A 25,191-nucleotide genomic window follows, 5' to 3' on the forward strand; every position below is an offset into this window, starting at 1 on the left:
TTAGAGGTTGCTGGTAATTATCCGATTAGGGGGTCTTCGACCGGTTCGTGTTGTGATCTCCGTCGCCCGGACTCGTGTGCCCGCTGCTCCGGCTCGTATGCCCGCCGCTCACCCGCGCGAGCACCTCGCCCGTCCGCGGCCCCCACGCCACCACGACCGCCTCGGCGGGCACCTTCTGGTCGGGCGAGAGCAGCAGCCAGCGCACGTCGTAGCGGCGGACGATCCGCTTGCGCTCCGCGCGGGTCGATTCGGGGGAGAGGTAGTCGCGCACCTCCTGGAGGCGGTGGTTGCGGGTGTCCTCGGCGAGCGAGGCGTCCGGCCAGGCGGGGGCGACGAGATTGACGCCGTACGCCGGGACGGAGCGCGTGGGGTAGTAGCCGTTGGTCAGGACGACATCGCCCTTGCGCATCTGACTCACCGCCCAGCCGTAGCCCGGCCAGCGCGGCGGCTGGTCGAAGCCCACCGGGTCCAGCGCGCGCGGCACGACCGCGCCCGCCTGGAGCGTGAAGAAGCCGATGGCCGCCCCGGTGGCCGCGACGCCGCCCAGGGCCATCCGCCACCGGCGCCAGGGACGGGGCGCGGCCAGCTCGATCGCGAGGGCGAACTGGAGCGGGACCAGCGTCAGGCCCAGGATGCGGCCGTAGGTGTAGTGGCCGCTCAGCCAGCCGTACGCCACGACCGCGCAGTCCAGGGCGAACATCAGGACCAGCGGGTCGCGCCGGTTCTTGCGGAACCTCAGGGCGAGCGCGGGCAGGCCGATCAGCGCGAGCCAGAACCGCTGCGGCATCTCGGTGTAGAGCTGCCGGTGGATCCAGTCGACGCTCTCGTCGCCGACGAGCGAGAAGACGGAGTAGTAGGGCCAGCTCGCCGCGACCGCCGCCGCCGTCACGGCGGTCGCCGCCCACTTCCACAGCCCCGCGAAGGGGCGCCGGGACGAGGCAGCGAACGCCACCACCCCGATCACCGCCGCCACCGACGAGATCGGGTGGACGAGCAGGATCACCCCGCACAGCGCACCGAGACCCACGTGCGCCCAGCCGCTCCGGGGCGATGCCGCGAGGTGACCCGCCAGGCTCCACGCCCAGAACGCCAGGCCGATCGCGAACGTCGACGGATAGGCGAGGTTCCCCGTCATCGACATCAGCCCGAGATAGCCGCTCCACCACGCCATCCGGGTGCCCCAGAGCACCACCATCGCGAACAGGGCGAGTACGGGCGCCCATTGACGAGGTGTCAGTACCTTCACGAACCGGCCGAGCCCCGTGAGCAGCACCAGCAGGTTCAGCGGCCCCGCCAGCTTCACGACCTCCCAGCCCGCGAGCCCCGTCACGCGCGCGAAGACGCCCTGCGCCACCGCGTACGGCGAGTAGTACGGGCTGCCCGCGCCCGGCAGGTCCGCCATCGGGTGGCGCGGGTGCAGCAGGTCGGACTTCAGCCGCTCGATCACCGCCGCGTGCTGCCCGAAGTCGCAGCACATCGGCACCCGCCAGAAGGCGAGCGACATGACGATCCAGAAAAGACCGCCGAACACGACGTACGGGCTCGGCCGCCACCGCCTGCGCCGGTGCAGCGCCGTCGAGCCGTGGACCTGGCGGCGGCTGACGAGGGCGGCGCCCCGTGTGGCCATCGTCATCGCATGAGCCTCTCCGCGACCCGGGCCGATGCCCGGCCGTCGTCCAGGTCGCAGTAGGCCTCGCGGAACGCCGCGTACGCCTCCGCGTGCCGGGCCGTGAGGGAGTCCAGGTCGCGCAGCGCCTCGACGACCTCGCCGGTGGAGGCGAGCAGCGGCCCCGGGGCGCTGGTCTCGAAGTCGAGGTAGAAGCCGCGGACCGTGTCGCGGTAGTGCTCCAGGTCGTAGGCGTGGAAGAGCATCGGGCGCCCGGTGTGCGCGAAGTCGAACATCAGGGACGAGTAGTCCGTCACCAGCACGTCCGAGACCAGCAGGAGTTCGGCCGTGCGGGGGTGCGAGGACACGTCGCGCACGAAGGGTGCGTGCGCGCCGGGCAGGCGGCCCGCCGTCAGCGGGTGCTTGCGGACGAGCAGGACGTGGTCGTCGCCGAGCACGTCCTGTGCCGCGGCGAAGTCGAGCGCGGGTTCGTAACGGAAGCGGCCGGGGGAGTAGGCGAGGTGGTCGCGGTAGGTCGGCGCATACAGGACGATCCGCTTGTCCGGGGTGATGCCCAGCTCGCGGCGCACGCGTTCGGCGACCTTGTCGCGGTCGTCGGAGAAGAAGACGTCGTTGCGGGGCGAGCCCGCCTCCATGACCTCGCCCTCGTAGGCGAGCGCGCGCCCCAGATGCGGGGTCGAGAAGCGGTTCGGAGACACCAGCACGTCCCACTGGCGCGAGAGCCTGGGCAGGACGTCGAGGTGGCCGTGGTCGGCGTAGAGCGTGTCGGTGAGGTCGGTGCCGATGCGCTTGAGCGGCGCCCCGTTCCAGGTCTGTACGACGGTCTGGCCGTCCCGCCGCTCGAAGAAGTCGGGCAGATGGCCCGCGGTGACGATGCGCCGGCAGCGGGCGAGCGCCTCGTACCAGGCCGTGCTGTGCTCCTCCACGCCCTTCGCCCCGACGGGCACCCGTGTCTGCTGGTCCCGCGTCACCCACAGGTGCTCGACCTCGGCGCCGCGCCGCATCAGCTCCTCGTGGACCGCGCGCGGGGAGTCCCCGTCGAAGTAGAGCACCGCGTCCCGCAGGGGCTGGGTGCGCCGGTGCGGATAGTGCGCGGTGCGCAGCCGGTGCTGCCGGTAGGCGCCCCGCTCGCCGCGCGTGAGGACGGATCCGGCTTCGAGCAGCAGCCGGTCGCCGAACCGCCGGTCGACGGTGAACTCCCGCCCGTCCACGGTCTGATGGAGCGGAAGCCCGGCGGAGACGGAGGTGAGCAGCCTTACGGGCATGCCGTCCTGCGAAGCGCCGTGGGCGGTGCTGCCGCCCCCCGCCTCCCGCAGGAACGCGTACCAGCGTCCCTCCCGGAGGGTTCCGCCGCCGGGCGTCACCACTCCTCGGAAGCGCCCGGCGGAACGTTCCACCGGCACCGTCACTTCCTCGTCCCTGCCGCTGTGCCGGAGCACCAGTTCCGCCGCGTCCCAGCTCGCGTCGGACACCGTGCCCTCGACGGTCAGCGTGCCGTCCGTGCTCCACGCCACCCGGTCGGCGATCGGCTGCCGGGTGAGCTCGATGACGAGCTGGCCCTGGTCGTTCGCCGAGGCGCACAGCTCGCGTCCCTCCGCGCGGGAGGCGTAGCGGCCCGGGGGCAGGTCGAGGGCCGCCGCCAGGGACTTGAGCCTGCCGTCGGGCAGGACCAGGTTGGCCTGCCAGCGGTCGCCGTGCGGGGGCTCGACCTCCTTGGGGGCCAGGTGCGGGGTCGGCGCGACGTCCTCCAGGTCCGCGAGGCGCACGCGTACGTCGAAGCGGTCGTCGCCGGGCAGGGCGACGGGGTAGTCGAACTCCGCCGACGAGTGCTTGTGCGTCAGGCGCAGGGCCGTCGGGCGCAGGTGGCTCGGCAGATGGCCGCTCAGGACCATCTCGCCGCCGTCCCGGTGATGGGCGTCGACCCGCGCCACGTATTCCTGGATCTTCAGCACGAGGCGGCCCTTGCTGAAGCCGAGGACCAGGCGGAGCCCGTCGCCCAGTTCGCGTACGACGGACTGCGCGGCCGATCCGTCCAGGGGGCGCACCGCGGCCCGTCGCACCGAGCCGTGGCCCGCGACGACCACGCCGAGCAGCCAGTTGCCGGGACGCCACCGGCCGCCCGTCTTGAGCTGCTCGGGGTCGACGGTCAGCTCGAACCCGGAGAGGTCGTAGCAGTGCAGCTGCTGCCGGGAGTTCTCGGTGGCCTGCGGGGCGGCCACCGTGCGGGTGGCGATCTTCCTGAACTGGGCCCTGCTGTGGGCCGACTTGAGGACGGCGGTCTTGAGGGAGTGCCCGGGGCGCGTCGCCTCCAGGTTGCGGACGTACGCGTAGCCGCTGATCCGCAGCAGCCCGTCGGCGCTCCAACTCGCCTCCCGGACACGGGCGATGACCGGCAGTTCGCCGCGCCGGAGCCGGGCGAGCTCCTGCGGCACCCGGATGTGGCTGCCCGAGCTCCTCGGATACGCGGCGCTGCGCCGGACCACCCCGCGCACCTGGAAGACGCTCTTGTTGTTGCGCTGTTCGAAGGTGAGCAGGTCGATCAGGTCGGCGGTGCGCCCCTCGCGCACGAGATGCCATTTCACGCGCAGGGACACCGGGAGCCCGGCGATCACCTCGGGATCCGCGCGGCGCAGGAACGCGGCGGCACCCTTCACGAAGGCGGCGCGGTACTCGGGCCCGCCCATCGGCAGGCCCTCCAGGAAGTACACGAAGTCGTCGCGCAGGCAGGAGGTGTCGTACGTCTTGCGCATCTCGGGGTCGTGCTCGGCGAGGAACGCGCTGACGTGCGCGCACGCCGCGATCCGGTCGCGTACGCCCTTGACGTCCGTGCGCCGCCGGGTGATCGAGCCCTCGCGCACCCGCCAGTAGTAGACGTGGTCGCTGAGCACGTCCACGGAGCCCGCGAGGAAGTGCGCGGGGATCATGACGGGCGTGTCCTCGTAGAGCTTGCCCTCGGGGAAGGTGAAGCCGTGCCGGTCCCAGAAGGCGCGGCGGAAGACCTTGTTCCAGGCGACGCGGTCGGCGAGGAGCTCCAGGTCACGGCTGATGTGCGTGCGCGAGCGCGGTTCGGTGAGCCATTTGTACTGCCAGGCCTGCCGGCGTCCGCGCTCGTTCAGGCGCCAGACGTTGCCGCTGGCGAAATCGGACCCGGTCGAGTCCAGGCTCTCGGTCATCCGGGCGTACGCGTCGTGCGGCACGACGTCGTCGCTGTCGACGAACGTCAGGTATTCGGCGGTCGGGGTCGCGTGCCGCACCCCGGTGTTGCGGGCGGCGCTCAGGCCCGCGTTCGGCTGGCGCACATAGACGAACCGTGGATCCTTCGCCGCGAACTCACGTGCGATGCGCGGGCTGCCGTCCGTCGAGCCGTCGTCGACGAGCACGGCCTCCAGGTCGGCCATGGTCTGCCCGGCGATCGACTCCAGGCACTCCTCCAGAAACTCTTCGACGTTGTAGATGGGCACGACGACGCTGAGACGGGGCTGCACGAAGACCGGCCTTTCGTACGCTCCCAGTCATGGGAGTAATCATGGGAGTACGGGCGTATTAATCCCTTTTGCCCGTTCCGGTCAATTTCTTTGCCTTGCTTCATCCCAATGAGTGATGCGCGGTCTTCGACAGGGCGTGTCCAGCTGGCTACCGTCGGTGTCCATGTCGCGCTTCTCGGTTGTCGTCCCCGCCCATCGCGTCCAGGGCTACCTGAGGGAATGCCTGGACTCCGTGCTCGACCAGAACCCCGGCGATCTGGAGCTGATCGTCGTGGACGACGCGTCGCCGGACGCGTCCGCCGCGATCGCCGCGGAGTGTGCGGAGCGCGACCCGCGCGTGCAACTCGTCCGCAGCCCGGCGCACGCGGGCCCCGGGCCCGCCCGCAACATCGGCGCCGACCACGCCACCGGCACCTACCTCCTCTTCCTCGACGGCGACGACCTGCTCCTGCCGGGCGCCCTGGAGGCGATCGCCGAAGCCCTGGACGAGGCGGAGGAGCCGGACGTCCTGCTCTACGGCCACGACCGCGTCGACTGGTGGGAGAACGTCCGCACGGGCGGCGACGACCTGACCGGGGACCCCCTGGGCGTCACCGTCGCCGCCTGGAACCGCGTCTTCAGGCGCGACTTCTGGCACGAGCGCCGACTGGCGTTCAGCGACGGACCGTACGAGGACGTGGTGCCCGTGCGGCGCGCGGCCCTCGCCGCCGACGCGCGCACCGCCGTCCTCGACAAGGCCTGCGTCCGCTGGCGCGAGCGGCGCGGCGGCAGCTTCGCCACCACCCCCGGCCGCGAGCACTTCGCGCTCATCGGGCGGTACGAGGAGCTGCTCGCCGCCGCCGACCCCGCCGACCGCGCCCGCCTCGTCCCGCACGCGGCCGCCCATCTGCTCGCCGTCCTCGACGACTCGGGGCGCGTCACGGCGGGCGACCGCCGGGACTTCTTCCGCGGGGCGGCCCGCCTCTACCGGACCTACGGACCGGCGGACGCGGCGGCCACCCCGGGGGAGCGGGCCCTCGCCACCGCCTCGTACGCCGCTTATGAAGCGCACCGCAAGAGCCGCTCCCGCAGGAACGGCGTCACCCGCAAGCTCAAGGAACAGAAGAAGAAGCTGCGCGCCCGCGCGATGCGCCTCGCCTACCGCGCCGACCTGCGCCGCCCCCTCGACCCCCACCTCGCGGTCTACGGCGCCTACTGGAACCGCGGGATCTCCTGCAACCCCGCCGCCATCCACGCCAAGGCCCGCGAACTCGCCCCGCACATCAGGGGCGTGTGGGTGGTCTCCTCGCGGAACAAGCACCGGGTGCCCGCCGGGGTCGAGTACGTCATCGAGGGCTCGCGGCGCTACTGGCAGACGATGGCCAGGGCGACGTACCTGATCAACAACTCCAGCTTCCCCGGCGGGTTCACCAAGCGCCCCGGCCAGGTCTACCTCCAGACCCACCACGGCACACCGCTCAAGAAGATGGGCCTCGACCAGCGCCGCTACCCCGCGGGCACGCACGGCATCAGCTTCCAGAAGGTCCTCGACCACACCGACCAGTGGGACTTCAGCCTCTCCGCGAACCCGCACTCCACGGAGGTCTGGGAGCGCGTCTACCCCTCGACGGCCTACCAGGCCCTGGAGGCGGGCTACCCGCGCAACGACGTCTACTTCACGGCGGGCAAGGGCGAAGTCGTCCGCATCCGCGAGGAGTTGGGGATCGCCGACGGCCGGACGGTGCTGCTCTACGCGCCCACCCACCGCGACTACCAGAAGGGCTTCCTGCCCCGCATCGACCTGGAGCGCTTCGTGCGCTCACTCGGCTCCTCGTACGTCGTGCTCGTGCGCGCCCACTACTTCTACGGCGCCGACGCGGGCCTGGGCCGCCACCCGCAGCTCGTCGACGTCACCGGGCACCCGCGCGTGGAGGACCTCTGCCTGGCCGCCGACGCCCTTGTCACGGACTACTCGTCGCTGATGTTCGACTACGCCTGCCTGGACCGCCCGATCGTGACGTATGCCCCCGACTGGCAGGCCTACCGGCTGGCCCGTGGCACGTACTTCGACCTGCTGTCCGGCCGCGCGGGCGAGACGCCGGGCGCGGTGGCGACGAGCGAGGAGGAGCTGGCGGAGCTGTTCCGGGGCGGGGGGTGGAACTCGGCGGAGGCGGCGGCCTTGCGGGCCGCTTTCCGTGAGCGGTTCTGCCCGTACGACGACGGGGGCGCTGCCGAGCGGGTGGTGCGGCGGCTGTTCCTGACCTCGTAGAACGGCACCCCCGGTGTTGGGGAACTGTTGGCAGGGCACGTGAAGATGATCAAGTGGTCGGCGACATCGTCGGCCGCGCGAAGTGTCACATGTTCCAAGCCATACGGGGTGTACTCCTGATGCGAATGAAGAAGACCGTCACCACTCTGGCCGCGGCCACGGCCGTCGGTGCCGCGGGCCTGCTGGGCCTTTCGGCCACGCCCGCCGCCGCGGCCGGGGTGGACTTCGACTACGGGCGCGCCACCAACGTCGCCGGGATCGACGCGTGGCAGGACAGCCGGATGCGCGGCTCGGTGACATGGCAGATCGACGCCATGTCGGACGGCAGCAAGGGCGACACGCTGTGCGTCAAGGACCACTACCGCGACGGGGTGTACGTCGTCGCGACCACCAGCGAAGGCCACCGCGTGAGCACCAAGGGCCACGGCGCGGGCTACGTCAAGTGCATGACCAGGAACGTGCCCGAGGGCATGCCGATCAACATGCGGCTGTCCCTCCACGGTGCGAACGGCACCGTGACGTCGTCACCGATGAAGATCCACGGCTGACGGCACCGGCTGCCGGGCCGCCTCACGCCTCGTACGGCGACCGCACGGGGAAGTACGCCGTCAGGAACGCCCGGATGGCGAGGGCCATCTCCTCGTCGGTCAGCTCGCTGTCCGGGGACTCGCCGATGCAGAAGGCCGTCTTGTTGCGGCCCTGGAGCAGCTGGCCCAGGCGCGCGTGGTCGGCCCGGCTGCCGATGTCCACGAAGTCGTACGCGATGCCCGCGGGCACGGCGCGGCCGGTGAGGTACGCGTAGTGGTGGTGCAGGGACGACACCAGGGCGAGGTCGCTGTTCGAGCGGAAGCGGCTGCGCGCGGTGGCTTCGAGCTCCTCGGGGTACCGCTCGGTGAGCTCCGCGAGGACGCTGCGGTGCAGGGCGTAGGGCGCGTGGAAGAAGCTGTGTGTCGTCGTCCTGCCGAAGTCGCGGCGCAGCAGCTCCCGGTTGTTCTTCGCGGCGGCGAGATAGCCCTCGTCGTCCTCCGACACGGGCAGCGCGGGCACGGACGCCGATGACCAGAAGAAGCGGGCGGTGCCCGAGCTGAGGAAGAACGTCTCCGGGGTGGTGGGGCGGCCCAGGAACATGTCGTCGTTCAGGTAGAGGAAGTGCTCCGACAGGCCCTCGATGCGGTGCAGCTGGCTCTCGATGGAGTGGGAGTTGAAGGTGGGGAGCGCCGCATCGGGGTCTGCGAAGAGGTCGCGGTGGTCGATCACCGTGATGCCGGGGTGTTCCTCGTTCAGCCAGGACGGCCGCTGGCCCGCGGTGACGAGGTAGATGTGCCGGATCCACGGCGCGTACATCGCCAGGGAGCGCAGCGAGTAGCGCAGCTCGTCGCGGTTGCGGAAGCGGACGGCGCCGTGGTCCGGCGACGATCCGTCGTCGGGGCCGCCGAGGGCCGCCTCGCGGAGGGCGCGCCACTCGGGGTCGGAGTCGTCGACCCAGGTGTAGACCGCGTCGATGGGGAAGTCCACGTCCCCGATGAGGACTTGGGAGAACACGTCGAGCGTGGGGTACGTGCGGTCGGCGACGCGGAGCGTGGCGGTGGGCGCGAGCGAGGGCAGCTCGGACCCGGCCAGGGTGGTGCCGAAGGGCGCCCGGCGGGTGTCTGTGCCGCCGGCCCCCTCCGCCCCCTCCGCCCCCTCGGCCGCGAGCCGAGGCCAGAACGCCACCGTGCAGGCCTGCTGGACGCCGTGCCGCAGGGAGAGCGTCGTCGTGGTCACCGGCTTGAAGAGCTTGACGCCCGCGACCTCGCCGATGCCGTCGAGCCGTTCGGCGAGCACGACGCCGGGGGCCGCGTCCCGGGGGTGGATCAGCTCGGCGTAGACGGGCTGGCCGTGCAGGGACCCGGCGAGGGCCTTGAGCGCCCCGTCGCGTTCGTCGTCGGCCACGGCGAGCGTGTGCGTGGTGCCCGACGTGCGGACGAGGACGTACGGGATGTCCTCCGACTCAAGGGCGGTGGCGGCGATTTCGAGGTTCCAGTCGGTCATGCCGGGCGCGAGGATGTCGTCGCGGCGCTCGGCGAGCCGGCCCACCGAGCGGATGAGCAGTCCGCTGGTGTCGGCCGCGAGGATCTCGTCCTCGCGGGCACGCTCCTCGGCGCCGGGCGCGGCGTCCAGGGTGTACGGCGTCGTCGGGCGGAATCCGCTGCCGCCGGACGCGACGCCGAGCGCCACCCGGTCCGCACGGTCGTCGAGCCGCTCGGGGGCGTCGCGCCGGGCCACGAGCCGGGAGTACAGCTCCTGCCAGCGGGCCGTGACGTCCGTGGAGGAGAAGCGGGCGTAGACGCCTTCGCGGGCCGCGTGCGCATAGCCGCGCCGCGTCTCCGGGTCGCCCATCAACTCGCTCATGGCGGCGGCCAGTTCACTGATCTCGCCGGGCGGCACGAGCAGGCCGTCGACGCGGTGCCTGACGATCTCGGCGGGCCCGGTGAGCACGTCGTACGCCACCACGGGCACGCCCGCGGCGAGTGCTTCGAGCAGCACCAGCGGGAACGCCTCGTTGTGCCCGGCGGTCATCAGCGTGAGCCCCGCCTTGGCCCACTCGGCGGCCATGTCCTGGCAGGGGCCGAGGAGTTCGACCCGGTCCTGGAGACCGAAGCCGTCGACCAGGCGGCGCAGGTGCTGCTCGCGGTGGCCGCCGCCGAAGACGCGCAGCGTCCAGTCCGGGTAGGCGTCGGCGACCTCGGCGAAGGCCCGTACGGCGTGGTCGACGCGCTTCTCGCCGGTGAGGCGCGCGGCCATGACGATGACCTTGCTCTCGCCGTCGGCGCGCGGCCGGAAGCCGTCCGGCACGGCGTTCGGGATGACCGCGAGCTCGGGGGCGGTGGCGCCGAGGGACTCCGCGATCCAGTCGCGGGTGCGTTCGGTGAGCGTGACCAGGGCGTCCAGGCGCGGCGCGTGCAGGAGCAGGGGTTCGCCGGAGGGGCCGCGGCGCTGGGTGGGACGGTGCTCCTGGTGCACGGTGACGACCCTGGCCGGGACGAGCCCGACGGCCGCGGCCATGAGGGCGGGCGTCGTGGTGACCAGGACGTCGGTGTCCAGGGTGGTCAGGGCGGCGGCCATCTCGATGTCGGAGAGGCGGTCGAAGGCGGACTCCCAGGAGGGCTTGATCAGTTCGCTGGGGAGCGAGGCCAGGGTGCGGCAGGCGGCCTCGCCCAGGCGCGTGCCGCGCACCGGACGCTCGGGGGACGCCGTGCGGTCGACGAGATAGCGCACGGGGAGGCTGCGGGCCTCGGGGAAGAACGGCTCGGGGCGGGTGCGGAAGACGGAGATGACCTCGACGTCGTGCCGGTCCGCCAGGTGCTGCGCCTGGGTGTAGGTGGCCAGCTCGGTGCCGCCCATCTCGTCGCCCCAGCCGAGGAGGTACGTGATCTTCATGAGGACTCCTTCACGAGGTCTCGTTCATGAGGTCTGATCCGTGATGTCCCAGCACGTGACCGCGAAGGCGCCGGACTTGGTGAAGTGCGCGTGGGCGCGGACGAGGGAGCCGCCGGGGAGGGCGAACACGCGGAAGGGGGTCGGGTAGGCGGCCGAGGGGTCGCGTACGTCGGAGAGCCAGCGGCCGAGGGGCAGCGAAGGCCCGTCCGTGTCCGCCGCGTTGCCCGTGTCCCCGGTGACGTGGAAGTCCCACACCCACTGCCCGGGGCTCGCCCCCGCCATCTCGCCCAGCGGCAGCCGGAAGCTGAACTCGGCGCCCTCCCACACCGCCCCGACCGGCACGGTCACCCCGTCCCGCCGCCGCACCGCCTTGGCCCGCCAGCGCCGCGACGATCCCGCCCTGACGAGCCGCCCGTGCACGACGATGCCGTCACCGCCGGGTACGAACCGCACCAGCTCGGCGCGCGGCCTGGACCGGGTCACCTGCAGCACGGCGCGCCCACTGCGGCACCGGACGACGCGGATGAGCGTGCCGGTGCGGGGGTCGGGGGCGTGCCGGACGGTGGGCGTGGGCGGCAGGTCGGTGTCCCCGTCGATGCCGATGCCGCGCCGCCGTACGCGTCCGCCGCTGTCGGCGGTGACGACCGTGAGCCGCCAGACACCCTCGCCGGGATCGCGCAGGGTGGCGGTCCCGGCGAGCAGCAGGCCACCGTGGGCGTGCTGTTCGAAGGCGAGCGGGATCCGGAACCGGCGGTGACCGCGCGAGACGATCAGCTGGGCCCGCTCGACCCGCTCCTCGGGGAGGGCGGCGACGGCGACGTTGAGCGTGCGGCTGTCCCGGATCGACAGATGCACGGGCCCCACGAGCGCCGGAGCCCCACCGCCGAACCGGCCCCCGCCCACCCGGCCCGCGGCGGCGCGTTCCGCGCGGAAGCGGGCGGTCCGTGCGGTGGCGATGAGCCGCCGGGCCGCGGGCGGCAGAGCCGGGGTCATGGGGTGAACCCAATGTGGTGCATTGGGCCACTTTGCCCGTAGTTCGCCCCAGGGGAGCGTGTGGCCGCGTACGGGTCACCCGCCTGGCGGACGGGAGAGTGACCTGAGGGTGTTTGTGTAGGTTAGCCCCTTAATGATCAGTCCCCTCGCGCAGTTCCAGCGCCGCAAGGAACCCTCCGTACCACCGGCCGAAGCCCCCTCTTCGGCCCGCAGACCGACCGCCCTCGCCCTCTGCCGCCGCTGGGCCGACCCGACGGCCGTGACCCTCACGACCCTGCTCGTCGCCTGGCGCGCGAGCGCGCTCGGCCAGTGGATCGTCGACGACGCGGCGATCACCTTCGCCTACGCCCGCAGCGTCGACGAGGGCCTCGGCCCCGTCCAGCAGCCGGGCGCCGACCCCGTCGAGGGCTACTCCAACCCCTCCTGGCTCGCCCTGCTCGTCATCGGCCGCAGGCTCGGCCTCTTCGACCACGGCGCGCTCCTCGGCGTCAGCGACCTGGTGCTCTACCCCAAGGCCCTGGCGCTGCTCTGCACGGCGGGCGTCCTCGCCTGTGTCGCCGTGGCGGCGCGGGCCGTGCTGCCGGGCCGGTCCTGGGCGGTCACGCTGCTGGCCGGCGGTCTCCTCGCCGCGAACCTGTCGTACGTGGCGTGGTCCTTCTCCGGCCTGGAGAACCCGCTGTACGCCCTGACCGCCGCCGCGACCGGGGCGCTGCTCGTCCGGGGAGCCGTGCGCGGCACCCTGCTGCGGCCCGTCGTCGCCGCGACCGCGGGAGCCGTCGCCCTGCTCGCCGCGCTGACCCGCCCGGACGGCGCGGTGCTCGCCGCGGCGTACCCGGTGGCCGTCCTGCTGTACCTGCGCCGGGACGGCCTCGCGCGGGCCGTGCGGGCGGTGGCGCTGAGCAGTGCCACGTTCGCGCTGCCGTACGCGGCGTTCCTGCTGTGGCGGCGCGCGACCTTCGGCCTCTGGGTGCCCAACACGGCGGTCGCCAAGGCGCAGCAGCCCCCGCGCCTCGGCCAACTGGCCACCGCGGGTGAGCTGTTGACGTACGGCGGCTGGGCGCTCGCCCTGATTGGCGCGGCCTGCGCCGGCATCGCGCTCGCCCGCCCGGGGCCGCCCCGCAGAGCCCTGGCCGCGCTGCTCGTCCCGCTGGCCCTGACCCTGGTCGCGTACGGCGTGCTCGGCCGCGACTGGATGGCGCTGTACCGCTTCGCGACCCCGGTGTGGGTGCTCGCCGCGACGGCGTTCGCCCTGGCCGCGGGCGCCGTCTGGCGCGCGGAAGGCCCGCGCGCGCGGGCCCTGACCGGCTGCGCGCTCGCGGGCGCCCTGCTGCTCTCGGTCACCGGACAGGCCGCGCGGAACGACAGGTTCGTCCACCGCCCGACCCTGTCCATGTGCTTCGTGGTCGAGCGCTACGGCCACACCTTCAACGCGTACGCCGGGTATCTGGGCCTGCGCGACGGCACCGTAGCCCTGCCCGACCTGGGAGGCACCCTGCTGACCTCGCGACTGCGCGTCCTCGACCTGGCAGGCCTGACCGACCGCCGCGTGGCCGACGCGTACGCGGCCCGCGACACGGCAGCCCTGCGCCACCACGTCCTGAACGGCGTGCGCCCCGAACTGCTCCACGTCCACGCCGCCTGGACCGCCAAGTCGGGCTTGACCGCGGCCCGCCTCGGCGCCGCGGGATACGTCCCGCTCTACACCGAGGGCAACGGAGGCGACTACGTCCGGGCGGACGCGGTGCGCGACCCGGACCGGATCACCGCCCTCCGCGAGCGTGTGCGCCCCACCCTGGAGGCCATGGCCGCCGAGATGCGCCCGGCCGGCTGCGGACCGACCCTGCGCGCGGGAGAGGGGGCCCCGGCATGACGACAGCTCTCCCGCGGCAGACCCGGCCCCTCCCCGGACCCGGCCCCTCCGCCGACCCCGCGGCCCGGGTCGACTCCCTCACCGGGATGCGCTTCCTCGCCGCCTTCGCGGTGTTCGTGCACCACTTCACCGGACTCAGCGCGTACGGCGGTGTCGCCCACGCGCCGCTGCTCTTCCCGTACTCCAGGCTGGGCGCGACCGGTGTCGACTTCTTCTTCGTGCTCTCCGGGTTCCTGCTGACCTGGGGACACCGCCCCGGCGCCCGTGCCCGCCTCTTCTACTGGCGCAGGTTCGGCCGCATCTGGCCCGCCCACCTGGTCGCGACCGTGCCCTGCATCTGGGTCTTCTACCTCTGGGGCGGCGTCCCCACGGACGCCCTCAGCTTCGTCTCCTCGCTGTTCCTCGTGCAGACGTGGTTTCCCGGGGTCACCCCGATGTTCCCCGGCAACGGCGTCGCCTGGACCCTCAGCGTCGAGGTCTTCTTCTATCTGCTCTTCCCGTTCGCGATCCGCGGCGTCCTGCGCCTGCGCACCCGCACCCTGGCCCTGCTCGCGGTCGGCGGGCTCATCGCGATGTGGCTGCTCAACTGGTGGACCGCCACCCACCTTTCGCCCTTCGCCAGCGAATGGGTCATGCGGCACCCGCTGACCCGGCTGCCGGAGTTCGGCGTGGGCATGGCCTGCGCCCTGGCGCTGCGCCGCGGACACCGCATCCGCCTCGACCCGCCGGTGCTCTTCGCCTGCCTCGTCGCGTACGCCGTCCTGCACAGCCACCGTGCGGAGCTGTTCGGCCCGTACGCGGCAGGCCAGCTCACCTGGGCCCTGCGCTCGGTCGCGGCGCTCTTCGCAGTCCTCTTCATCGCCGCCTACGTCCAGCGCGAGCTCGCCGGGCACCGCGGCTGGCTCTGCTCGCGCCCGATGGTGCTGCTCGGGCTCTGGTCGTACGCCTTCTATCTGCTGCACCAGACCGTCAACCGGCAGATCCTCGACACCTGGGGCCGCCCGCAGCCGGAGAACTTCGCGGTGTTCACGCTCCTCGGCGTCGGGGTCACCGTGCTCGCGCTGTCCTGGGCGATGTTCACCTTCGTCGAGGAACCGGCCAGGAAGTGGTGCCTCCGGCGGACCCCGCGCGCATGGAGCCGTAAAAGAGCGGCGGCGGACGTGAGGTGACGGCGTGACCCATTCGGCGAGTGGGCGTTGAAAGCGATCAGCGCCCGGATACGACCAATCTCGGAGGATACGTGCACCAGTCCGCGTACGAACAGATGGAACTCTGTGTGGAGCAGTACATGCCCGCGGGGAAGCGCCACCGGGTGATCGACCTCGGGGCCCGGGTCTCCGACGGGCAGACCCGCACCCACAAGACCCTGCTCGAAGGGCGTGACACCGAGTACGTGGGCGTCGACGTCCTCGACGGCCGCAACGTCGACGCGGTGATGACGAAGCCGTACCGCATCCCCGTGAAGTCCCGCAGCGCCGACTTCGTCATCTCCGGGCAGGCCTTCGAGCACATCCCCTTCTTCTGGGCGACGATGCTGGAGATCGCCCGCGTCCTGAAGCCGCAGGGCATCGCCTTCGTGACGGCGCCCTCGCGCGGCCATGTGCACGACGCGCAGGACTGCTGGCGCTACTACCCCGACGGGTTCCGCGCCCTGGCCGCGTACACCCGGCTCGAACTCCGCGAGGCCTACACGGACTTCCCGCCCATGAAGGGCATCCGCCACGCGTACGGGAGCATCGACGCCAAGCACGCCTATTGGGGTGACTCCGTCGGCGTGTTCCAGCGGCCCAAGAACTACCCGGCCCTCACCATGGCCTTCGTGCGCTCCACGACCACCTGGTGGGCGAACAGGATCGGCGGGGTCGACGGCGTCCCGCTGCCGAAGCCCGTCGACGGCCGCGCCGACTGCGGCAGGCCGAAGGTGGTGGCACCGCGCGAGGAGGACGAGCAGTCCGTTTCGGCCGCAAGTGACGCCAGATGAAACTATGTTGACGAAATGTGGCATCACGGGTGACTTTGCGCGTACTGTCCGCTCCCATGGCATGGCGACGCGTTGTGAATGGCGCATTGAAGCAACTGACCGGATACCAGCTGAGGCGCACCCCGGTGCCGGCCCAGCGCGCGGCGGCCCCGGTGCCGAAGCCCGCCCCGGCATCGAAGCCCAAGCCGAAGCCGAAGGCCCTGAACCTCCCCGCCGACTACGACGACGAGGCGAAGGAGATCATCCGTGCGGTGAAGCCGTACACGATGACCTCTCCCGAACGGCTGAACGCCTTCATCCTGGCGACCCGGCACGTCGTCCGGCACAACATTCCCGGCGACATCGTCGAGTGCGGTGTGTGGCGCGGCGGTTCGATGCAGGCGTGCGCCAAGGCGCTGCTCGCCGCCGGTGACACCGAGCGCGACCTGTACCTCTTCGACACGTACGAGGGCATGACCCCGCCCACCGAGGAGGACCTGCGCCTCGACGGCAAGTCCGCCGAGGAGCTGCTCAACGCGCAGGGGAAGGACCGCCCGATCTGGGCGGTCGCCTCCCTCGACGACGTCAGGTCCGGCTTCGAGAAGGTGCCCTACCCCAAGGAGCGCGTGCACTACGTCCAGGGAAGGGTCGAGGAGACCGTCCCGCGCGAGGCGCCCGAGCAGATCTCCGTCCTGCGCCTGGACACCGACTGGTACGCCTCCACCAAGCACGAACTGGAGCACCTGTACGCACGGTTGGTCAGCGGCGGCGTCCTGCTCATCGACGACTACGGCTACTGGCAGGGGTCCCGCCAGGCGGTCGACGAGTTCATGGAGAAGACCGGCGAACGGCTGCTGCTCCTGCGCATGGACGAGGGCCGCATCGCCGTGAAGCCCTGACCCGGCGGCGCGCCCCGGCCCGGACCAACCGAATACGTCAGGCATGTGAGCGGGCCCAGTGCCCGGCGGCCCCGCGCCGCCGGGTACCGGGCCTGCCCGCGTGATCACCCGAATGGCTCTGTGCGGGTGACCCGGAAGGGCGGTCGTTGTTAACCGGGTGGCCCTCAGCAGGACGCGCAGCCGTGCCCGTCAGCTCTCCGGAAGGAATGTGCGCAGCGCATGACACCCCGACTCGCCGTCGTCGTCCCCGTCTACAACGTCGAGGAGTTTCTCGCCCCTTGCCTCCGGTCACTGGCCGAGCAGACCATGCCGGACCTCGAGGTCGTCATGGTCAACGACGGTTCCACCGACGGGAGTCCACGCATCGCCCGCGAGTTCGCCGCCGGGGACACCAGATTCCGCCTGATCGAGCAGGAGAACGCGGGGCTCGGGGCGGCCCGCAACGCGGGGGTGCGCGAGGCGCGGGGCACGTACCTGACGTTCGTCGACAGCGACGACGTCGTCCCACGGGACGCGTACGAGCGGATGCTCGCCGCACTGGAGGAGTCGGGCTCCGACTTCGTCACCGGCAACGTCCACCGGCTGCGCTCCGCGGGCCGCAGCGAGCAGTCGCCGATGTTCCGCAAGATGATGGAGAAGGACCGCAGCGGCACGCACGTCACCCGCGACTGGGACCTGCTCGGCGACCGCATCGCCTGCAACAAGGTCTTCCGCAGGGACTTCTGGGACAAGCACGCCTTCACCTTCCCCGAGGGCGTGCTCTTCGAGGACACCCCCGTCATGATCCCCGCCCACTTCCTCGCCGGTGCCGTCGACGTACTGAAGGAACCCGTCTACCTCTGGCGCGACCGCGACGGCTCCATCACCACCCGCCGCGCCAAGCCCCGCGCCGTCCGCGACCGCACCGCCGCCGTCCTTGCGGCCAGCGGCTTCCTCGCGGCGCGGGCCGCCGAGGCGGCGGGCACCCCGCGGGGGGTGGTGTTCGCGAAGGCCAAGCGGCGCTACGACACCACGGTCCTGTCCGGGGACCTGTGGCTGTTCATGGAGGCCCTGCCGCACGGCGACTCCACGTACCACGACGTCTTCATGGAGCAGGCCAACGCCTTCGCCGACACCGTCGACCCCGCGGTCGTCGCCGCACTGCCGCCCCCGCTGCGCGTGCGCTGGCAGCTCATCCGCCAGCGCCGGGTCACCGACCTGCTCACCTTCATGGCGTACGAGAAGTCCCACCCCGACGCCTTCCGGGTCCGCGGCCTGCGCGGGCGCCGCGCCGAGTTCCCCGGGATCGGCGGACTGCCGCGCGAGACCGTCGCCCTGAAACGCTCCGATCTGCCGCTCACCGCACAACTCACGCACATCGCCTGGGACGAGCAGGGCAGGCTGCGGCTCAAGGGCTTCGCCTACATCCCCAACCTGCCCGCGGGGCGCGTCGGGGCGCGCGCCAGGGTCGCCTGGCTGCGGTCGGGACGGCGCCGCGTGCTGCCGCTGGCGCTGCGCACGGTGCGGGCGCGCGAGGCGACGTACCGCTCCAAGCAGGGCCTGCACAGCTACGACCGGTCGGGGTTCGAGACGGTCATCGACCCCCGCAGGACCGTGACCAAGCGGCGCAGCACCACCTGGAAGGTGGAGATGGGCGTGGTCAGCGGATTCCTGCCGCGCACCGGGCCGGTCAGGACGAGCAGCCCGCCGCGGCTCCCCGTGCGGTATCTGGAGGAGTTCCTGCGGGCGGCCGTCACCCTCAGCAAGGGGCGGCTGCGGCTGCGCACGGAGCGGGTGGCGGCGCGGCTCGTCACGCACGAGGGCTGCGGCACCGCCGTCCGGCTGCACGGGCGGCTCGCGCCCGGGGAGTCGCAGGCCGTCGATGCCCTGCGCGTCGAGAACTGGGCCACCAAGGAGGCGCACTACGTCCCCGCCCTGGTGAACGGCCGCGACTTCAGCGCCGATGTGCCGCTCGGCCTCTTCCACGCCGGTACGGACGAGCGCACCGGCGAGCCGCGCAAGGCCGACCCGTGGGGCGTCGCACTGGTCCGCGAGGGCGGCGAGCGCACCCCGCTCGCCGCCTGCCCCGAGGTAGCCGCGGGGCGCTACGGACTGCTGCCGGGGCGTGAACTCCTCGTCCTCGCCAACGCGTCGGGGAACCTGGAGCTGCGCGACCAGACGGTGCGACCGCTCGTCTCCACCGTTACCTGGGACGACGAGCTGCGCATCGAGGGCAGCCACCCCGACGCGGAGACCCGCACCGGGGAACTGGTCCTCGTGCACGCCGGACACGGCGACGAGGCCGTGGTGCCGGTGCGGATCGCGGACGGCCGGTTCTCGTCCGCGCTGCGTCCCGAGGCCGTGCCCGGCCCCGGAGGCACGCTGCCGCTCGCAGAAGGACGCTGGAACCTCTTCCTGCGCGAGCGGGGCACGACGGACCCCGAGCAGTACACGCCTGTGTGCGTGGCGCCGGGCAAGGGCCGCGAACTGCCGCTCGTACGCACCAGGTCAGGCCGCGACATCAGCCTGAAGCGGCACGCCCACGACGGCCTCCACCTGCGCTCGGGCTCCGCGCTGCCCGACGCCGACCGGGGCGGCCCGCGCCAGCGCAGACTGCGCGAGGAGTACGCGGTCCGGCGCGGCGGCCCGCTCCGGGACGCCGTCCTGTACTGCAGCTTCGACGGACGCCAGTACTCGGACTCGCCCCGCGCCGTGCACGAGGAACTGGTCGCCAGAGGCGTCGACCTGGAGCACCTGTGGGTGGTCCGCGACCAGCAGGTGGCGCTGCCCGGGAGCGCCACGCCGGTCGCCCTGTGGAGCGCCGAGTGGTACGAGGCCCTCGCCCGCTGCCGCTACGTCGTGACCAACACCCAGCTGCCCGAATGGTTCGAGCGCGCCGAGGGCCAGTACGTCGTGCAGACCTGGCACGGCACCCCGCTCAAGCGCATCGGCCGCGACCTCGCGGGCCACGCCTCCGGGGACCGCGCCTACATGGCGACCCTGCCCGGCCGCGCCGACCAGTGGAGCGTGCTCGTCTCCCCTAACCGCTTCTCGACGCCCGTCCTGCGCGGCGCCTTCGGCTACACCGGCGAGGTCCTGGAACGCGGCTACCCGCGCAACGACCTGCTGCACGCCGCCGACCGCGCGAAGGTCGCCGCCTCCGTGCGCGAACGGCTCGGCATCCCCGAGGGCAGACGCGTCGTCCTGTACGCGCCCACGTGGCGCGAGAACCAGCCCAAGCAGGCCGGCCGCTACGCCCTCGACCTCCAGCTGGACCTCGAAGCCGCCGAACGCGCCATCGGTGACGACCAGACGCTCCTCGTCCGCAGGCACTACCTCGTCGGCGGCTCCGTCCCCGAATCGGACTTCGTGCGCGACGTCACGCGCCACCCCGACGTCAGCGAACTGCTCCTGATCAGCGACGTCCTGGTGACGGACTACTCGTCCCTGATGTTCGACTTCGCGCAGACCGGGCGCCCGATGCTCTTCCACACCTACGACCTCGACCACTACCGAGACACCCTGCGCGGCTTTTACTTCGACTTCGCGGCGCAGGCGCCAGGACCGCTGCTCGGCACCGGCGACGAGGTGATCGCGGCGCTGCGCGACCCGCACGCCGCCACCGCCGCGTACGCCGACGCCTACGACAGGTTCCGCGAGGTCTTCTGCGACCTGGACGACGGGCGCGCGGCCGCAGGGGTGGCGGACGCCATGCTCGAAGGAGGCCGCGCATGAGCACGCCGGAACTGCACGACGTGAGCTGCGTCGTGGTCGCGGGACCGGACACCGAGGCGCTGCGCGAATCGGTGCGGTCCGTGCTCGACCAGACGATGGGCAACGTCGAGGCGGTCGTCGTCGACCCCGGGACGGACGCCCCCGCCCGCGCCGCGGCGCGGGAGCTCGCCGCCGAACACCCGCACCGGGTACGCCTGGTCGGCGCCGACAGCGAACTGCCGGTCGCCGCCGCACGGAACCTCGGGCTCGACGCGGCACGCGGGCGGTACGTCATCGTGCTGGGCGACGGCGAACTCCTGGAGCGGCACGCCTGCCGCAACCTCTTCGACGCGGCCCGCTCCAGCGGGGCCGACCTGGTGGCGGGGCGCTGGACGCGGCTCACCGGCAACGGCAAAAAGGAGCGGGGCCCCGGCTGGCAGGCCCCGCTGCACGCGAGGACGCGGACGGTCGGGGACCTCGCCGACGCCCCCGAACTCGTCGCCAGGGACTCCCTGGTCACCGGCTTCTGCGTTCGCCGTGACCTCCTGCACCGGACACACCTGCGGTACGCGGAGGACCTCGCCCACAGCGAGGTCCTCTTCGGCGTCGAGGCCGCCCTCGTGGTCCGCGCCATCACCCTCGTGCCCAACCTGATCACCACCCGCCGCGCGGCAGCCGACCCGGCCCGCGAGACCCCCGCACTCGCCGCCGCCAACGACCGCGTCGCCGGGCTCCTCGTGAGCCTGGGCCGCCTCGACCTGGCCGACCGGCGCGAACGGGCCTTCCTCGTCGACCACGTGCTGCCCTGCGCCCGTACGTTCCCGCAGCTCACCGCCGAGGAGCGGCGCCGGGCCACGGCCCGCGTCGCCCCGCGTCTCGAAGGCCGCGCGGACCTGCGCGCCCTGGACGCCCTCGACCCCGTGGAGCGGGTGTGCGTGCGGCTGCTCGCGGAGGGCGACACGGACGGCGTCCTCGCCGCCGCGTACGCGCTGGGGCGGCCCGGGGTCGTCGTCTCGGAACTGACCGAACGCGAGGGCAAGGTCTACTGGCGCACGGACGGACTCGACGACCCCCAGGTACGAGAATTGCTCGACGTCACCGAACTCGGCCACCAGCACCGGCAGTTGGACGAGGTCCGGCTCCTGAACCGCCTCACCCGGTGCGACGTCGACGGCGGCACTGCGGTCCTCGAAGGGCACGTCGTGCTGCCCGGCGGCCTGCTGCCCGACCGGCCGCCGCTCACCGCCTGGCTCGACGTACGGGCGCACGGCACCGGACGGCGCGGCTTCCGCGTACCCGTGGAGGAGGTCCACTACGACGGCGGCGCGGTCCTCTGGCGGGCCACGGCGGTCCTCACCGCCCGGCTGCGCGACCTCGGCATCCGCGACCGCGCGTGGGAGCCGCGGCTGCACCTGGCCGCCGGCGGCCAGGACGTGACCACCGAACTCGTCGCCGAGCCCGAGACCGTGGGGGAGAGCCAGGGCGTCACCGTCACCGGCGCGAACAAGGTGGAGCTGCGCCTGGCGCCCCGCCACCGCACCGCCCGCACCCTGCGCGCGGCACTGCACTACGCCACGCACTTCCGCCCCGCGCGCAAGCTGAGGCTCGGACTGCGGGCCCTGCGCAAGCGGTGGGACGGGCTCAGCGGCCACGGGGTCAAGGTGCGGGTCTACCGGCGGGCGCTGCGGCGGCTCCCTGTCAGCAAGGGCTCGGTCGTCTTCGAGAGCCACATGGGCAGGTGCTACGGAGACAGCCCCCGCGCCGTCCACCAGGAGATCACCGACCGGGGCCTGCGGCTGCGCTGCACCTGGTCGTACGCCACATCGGCCGACGGCTTCCCCGGCTCCGCACGCCTCGTGCCCCGTTGGTCCTGGCGCTACCTGTGGGCGCTGGCCCGCGCCGAATTCTGGATCGACAACCAGGGCTTCCCGCACGCCCTGGACAAGCCGCGGCACACCACGTACCTGCAGACCTGGCACGGCTCCGCGTACAAGCGCATGGGCTTCGACGAGGCGCGGGTGAAGACGCAGAACGCCCCGCACCGCGAATGGCTGCAGCGGGCCGTCGACCGCTTCGACCACTTCCTGGTGCGCTCCGAGCACGACGTGAACACTCTGGCCCGCGCCTACGGCATCCCCGAGGAACGGCTGCTGCGCTGCGGCTACCCCCGCAACGACCGGCTGCTCGCCGCGCGCGCCCGCGACGAGACGTCGGGCCGCTTCCCACGCCCGCCCGTGGCCGCCGACCTCGGCATCCCCGACCACAAGACGGTGGTCCTGTACGCGCCGACGTTCCGCGGCCTTCCCCCGAAGAACAACAAGGCGGTCCGACTGCCCCTCGACGTACGCAAGTTCGCCGACCGTTTCGGCGACACCCACGTCCTCCTGGTGCGCGCCCACTACATGCAGGCGGCGAGCCTCCCGGTCTGCCCGCCCGGCACCGTCGTCGACGTCTCGGCGCACCACGACGTGAGCGAGCTGCTCTGCCTCGCCGACGTCCTGGTGACCGACTACTCGTCGATCATGTTCGACTTCGCGCTCCTGGACCGGCCGCTGGTGCACTTCGCGCCGGACCTCGACGCGTACACGGCCGAGCGGGGCAGCTACTTCTCGCTGCGGGACGACGCGGGCGGGCCCGTCGTCGAGACGGAGGAGGAACTGCTGCGCGTGCTCGGCACGCTCAAGCAGACCGACGGCGCGTGGACAGAGGCCCGGCGGGCGTTCGCCGCGCGGTTCGGCGCGTACGACCAGGGGCGGGCCGCGGCCGGCGTGGTGGACGCGCTGTTCGGGGAGCGGTTCGGGAACGGGAACACGGAGACGAGGGGCGGGGCATGACCACGACGATCGCGACCACGCGGATCGCCACCACCACGACGAAGAGCCGCGATCTCTTCCTCGTGGCGAACACCGTCGACGAGCTCGGCGGCGTCACCGCGTGGGCCCACCAGATGGCCAGGCTCTTCCAGGGCAACGGCCACCGGGTGCACGTCATCGGCGTCCACGAGGCCGAGCTGAAACTGGTGCTCCCGGACGACCTCGGTTACCCCGTGACCAGCCTCTACCGCGAACACCCCGCCTCTCCGCGCCCGGCCAGGGGCCTGGGCCGCCTCAACGTCGTGGCACGCCGCCGGGAGTCGGCGCGGATCACCGCCAAGCGCCGCACCGTCGACCGGCTCTCGGAGCTCTTCCGCGCCGCGCGCCCCGGCGCCGTCGCCATCGTGACGCAGGTCTGGCCGATGGAGTGGATCAGGGAGGCGGACACCGCGGGCCTGCGCATCATCGGCATGAGCCACGAGTCGTACGCCTACACGCGCGCCTGCCACCGCTACCGCGCGGTCAAGCGCAGCTACCCCGACGTGGACCGCTGGCTCGCGCTCACCCAGGAGGACGCCGACGACTGGATCGCCGACGGCATGCACAACGTCGGGGCGATGCCCAACGCCCTGGCCCACCTCCCCGACGTGCCCTCGCCGCGCGACCGGAAGGTGGTCTGCAGCATCGGCAGGCTCGCCGACCAGAAGGGCGTCGACATGCTCGTCGACACCTGGGCGCTGGTGGCCCCGCGGCGCCCCGACTGGACACTGCGGATCTACGGCGCCGGAGCGGACGAGGCCGACCTCAAGCGGCAGTGCACGCGCCTGGGACTCGACGGCTCGGTGGAGTGGCGGGGCCGCACCAGCGACGTGCCGGGCGTGCTCGCCGAGAGCTCCCTCTTCGTGCAGTCGTCGCGCGGCGAGGGCTTCCCGCTGGCCCTGATGGAGGCCATGGCCAGCGCGGTGCCGTGCGCGGCCTTCGACTGCGCACCCGGCGTACGCGAGATCGTGCGCCACGGCGAGGACGGCCTCCTCGCCCCCGCCGGCGACATCGAGGCACTCGCCGACCGCATCCTGCGCCTCACCGGCAACCCGAGACTGCGGGACGCGATGGGGGAGCGGGCCCGCAGGAACGTGCAGCGGTTCTCCGAGGCGCGGGTCCTGGCCCGCTGGGAAGAGCTGTTCGAGCTCCTTGAGCGGTAGGGGCCAGGGACCCGGCCCACCGGACACCGGTGGACGTCAGGAACGCTCCGAGCGCGCGAGCAGCGACGACAGCAGGCCCCTGGCCCGGCCACCGGCCCGGGCCACGGCAGGCACCCCGGCGGGCACGGGCGTCCGGCCCGGCGCGTCGGGGGCCGCCTCGTCCGCGTGCCGTGACACGGGATGCTCCGGCGACCTCGCCTTCTTGCCGCTGATCCGGATCATCGGGAAGCCCGCGACCTCCTCGGCGCCGTGCCACATGTCGTCCCGCTCCTTGAGGAACACCGCGAGATCGGCGTGGATCGCGTCGTAGTCGCCCCAGGTCCCGTAGAACTTGGTGGCCGTGATGCACAGCGGTTTGAGCCCCGTGCTCGCCACGGCACCCCAGGTCGCCGCGGCCACGCCCGGACAGTGCTCGGCCCGGAAGTCGTCGAGCACGACGATCCCGTCCGGCCCGAGCACCTCCTTGGCGGCGGCGATGTCCGCGTGGACGTGCTCGTACAGATGCGAGGCGTCGATGTGCACGAAGCGGCAGCTGTCCGCCCGCACGTGCGCGGTGATCCCGGAGGACGGCTCCTGGACGATCCGCGGCAGCCCTTCGTGGAAGGAGCCGTAGTTGGCCTCGAAGGCGCGGCGCGTCAGCGTGGCGTACGAGCGGCCCATCTCGGCGGAGTTGGCCCGGTCGGGGGCGGGCGAGTCGAAGAGGTCACAGACCGTGAAGGTCTCCTCCGCGCGCAGGTACGCGCCCATGAAGATGGCGCTCTTGCCCAGGTACGCGCCGAGCTCCAGCAGATCACCCCGCTGCCCCTGGTCGCGCTGGCGGCTCAGGGTCCAGTCGAAGAGCACTTGGTCGACCGGGTGGAACCACCCCTTCACATCGGAGAGCCGGCTCGGCCGCGGCAGCCGCCCGGCTTCGTTCGAGGGCATGGTGGTGGAAGCGTTCTGCATCTCAGGTCCCGTGGATGGGGGAAGGCGGGCGGTGCG

At 72.5% G+C, this 25,191-nt stretch carries 14 protein-coding genes; 9 read left to right on the forward strand and 5 right to left on the reverse strand.

Annotated features, from left to right (window positions below):
• Positions 1–25: 25 nt before the first annotated feature.
• Positions 26–1,633 (reverse strand): hypothetical protein, encoded by a 1,608-nt coding sequence (locus tag OG302_RS25510; protein ID WP_371528899.1) that lies wholly within the window; start codon positions 1,631–1,633, stop codon positions 26–28.
• Complete coding sequence (locus OG302_RS25515) at positions 1,630–5,112, reverse strand: CDP-glycerol glycerophosphotransferase family protein (RefSeq protein ID WP_371528900.1); 3,483 nt, start codon at positions 5,110–5,112, stop codon at positions 1,630–1,632. Before OG302_RS25515 ends, OG302_RS25510 begins: the two co-directional genes overlap by 4 nt.
• A 163-nt stretch (positions 5,113–5,275) precedes the next feature.
• On the opposite strand from OG302_RS25515, the gene OG302_RS25520 reads away from it, so the two are divergent.
• Positions 5,276–7,360 carry a CDP-glycerol glycerophosphotransferase family protein gene (locus OG302_RS25520; protein ID WP_371528901.1) on the forward strand — a complete coding sequence of 695 codons (2,085 nt, stop codon included), beginning with the start codon at positions 5,276–5,278 and terminating at the stop codon, positions 7,358–7,360.
• Between the two features lie 119 nt (positions 7,361–7,479).
• Positions 7,480–7,908, forward strand: coding sequence for a hypothetical protein (locus OG302_RS25525; RefSeq protein ID WP_371528902.1), 429 nt, complete (start codon positions 7,480–7,482; stop codon positions 7,906–7,908).
• A 22-nt stretch (positions 7,909–7,930) separates the two neighbouring features.
• Here the strand turns inward: OG302_RS25525 and OG302_RS25530 are convergent, their stop codons facing one another.
• Together OG302_RS25530 and OG302_RS25535 are read right to left on the reverse strand one after the other, a co-directional pair.
• Positions 7,931–10,780, reverse strand: a complete 2,850-nt coding sequence (locus OG302_RS25530) for a stealth conserved region 3 domain-containing protein (RefSeq protein WP_371528903.1) — start codon at positions 10,778–10,780, stop codon at positions 7,931–7,933.
• 24 nt (positions 10,781–10,804) lie between these two features.
• Complete coding sequence (locus OG302_RS25535; protein ID WP_371528904.1) at positions 10,805–11,773, reverse strand: hypothetical protein; 969 nt, start codon at positions 11,771–11,773, stop codon at positions 10,805–10,807.
• Positions 11,774–11,906: 133 nt separating this feature from the next.
• Here OG302_RS25535 and OG302_RS25540 point away from each other — a divergent pair, with 133 nt between their 5' ends.
• The 7 genes from OG302_RS25540 (at position 11,907) to OG302_RS25570 (ending at position 24,210) form a co-directional block, all read left to right on the forward strand.
• On the forward strand, positions 11,907–13,643 hold the full coding sequence (locus tag OG302_RS25540; protein ID WP_371528905.1) for a hypothetical protein: 1,737 nt from the start codon (positions 11,907–11,909) through the stop codon (positions 13,641–13,643).
• Positions 13,640–14,812: an acyltransferase family protein gene (locus tag OG302_RS25545; protein ID WP_371528906.1), complete on the forward strand. Its 1,173-nt coding sequence runs from the start codon at positions 13,640–13,642 to the stop codon at positions 14,810–14,812. Before OG302_RS25540 ends, OG302_RS25545 begins: the two co-directional genes overlap by 4 nt.
• A 71-nt stretch (positions 14,813–14,883) precedes the next feature.
• Positions 14,884–15,624, forward strand: coding sequence for a class I SAM-dependent methyltransferase (locus OG302_RS25550; protein WP_371528907.1), 741 nt, complete (start codon positions 14,884–14,886; stop codon positions 15,622–15,624).
• Between the two features lie 56 nt (positions 15,625–15,680).
• The gene (locus OG302_RS25555; protein WP_371528908.1) at positions 15,681–16,502 is read left to right on the forward strand and encodes a TylF/MycF/NovP-related O-methyltransferase; all 822 of its coding nucleotides are present in this window, start codon (positions 15,681–15,683) and stop codon (positions 16,500–16,502) included.
• A gap of 219 nt (positions 16,503–16,721) precedes the next feature.
• Positions 16,722–20,216, forward strand: a complete 3,495-nt coding sequence (locus OG302_RS25560) for a CDP-glycerol glycerophosphotransferase family protein (protein ID WP_371528909.1) — start codon at positions 16,722–16,724, stop codon at positions 20,214–20,216.
• Entirely contained in the window at positions 20,213–23,029 is a 2,817-nt protein-coding gene (locus OG302_RS25565) for a CDP-glycerol glycerophosphotransferase family protein (protein WP_371528910.1), read from the forward strand. Before OG302_RS25560 ends, OG302_RS25565 begins: the two co-directional genes overlap by 4 nt.
• Complete coding sequence (locus tag OG302_RS25570) at positions 23,026–24,210, forward strand: glycosyltransferase (protein ID WP_371528911.1); 1,185 nt, start codon at positions 23,026–23,028, stop codon at positions 24,208–24,210. The genes OG302_RS25565 and OG302_RS25570 overlap by 4 nt, the downstream gene beginning before the upstream one ends.
• A gap of 36 nt (positions 24,211–24,246) precedes the next feature.
• Here OG302_RS25570 and OG302_RS25575 read toward each other — a convergent pair whose 3' ends face one another.
• Positions 24,247–25,155 (reverse strand): class I SAM-dependent methyltransferase, encoded by a 909-nt coding sequence (locus tag OG302_RS25575; RefSeq protein ID WP_371528912.1) that lies wholly within the window; start codon positions 25,153–25,155, stop codon positions 24,247–24,249.
• Positions 25,156–25,191 lie beyond the last annotated feature (36 nt).

This window comes from Streptomyces sp. NBC_01283 (genome assembly GCF_041435335.1).
In the GTDB taxonomy this organism is placed as follows: domain Bacteria; phylum Actinomycetota; class Actinomycetes; order Streptomycetales; family Streptomycetaceae; genus Streptomyces.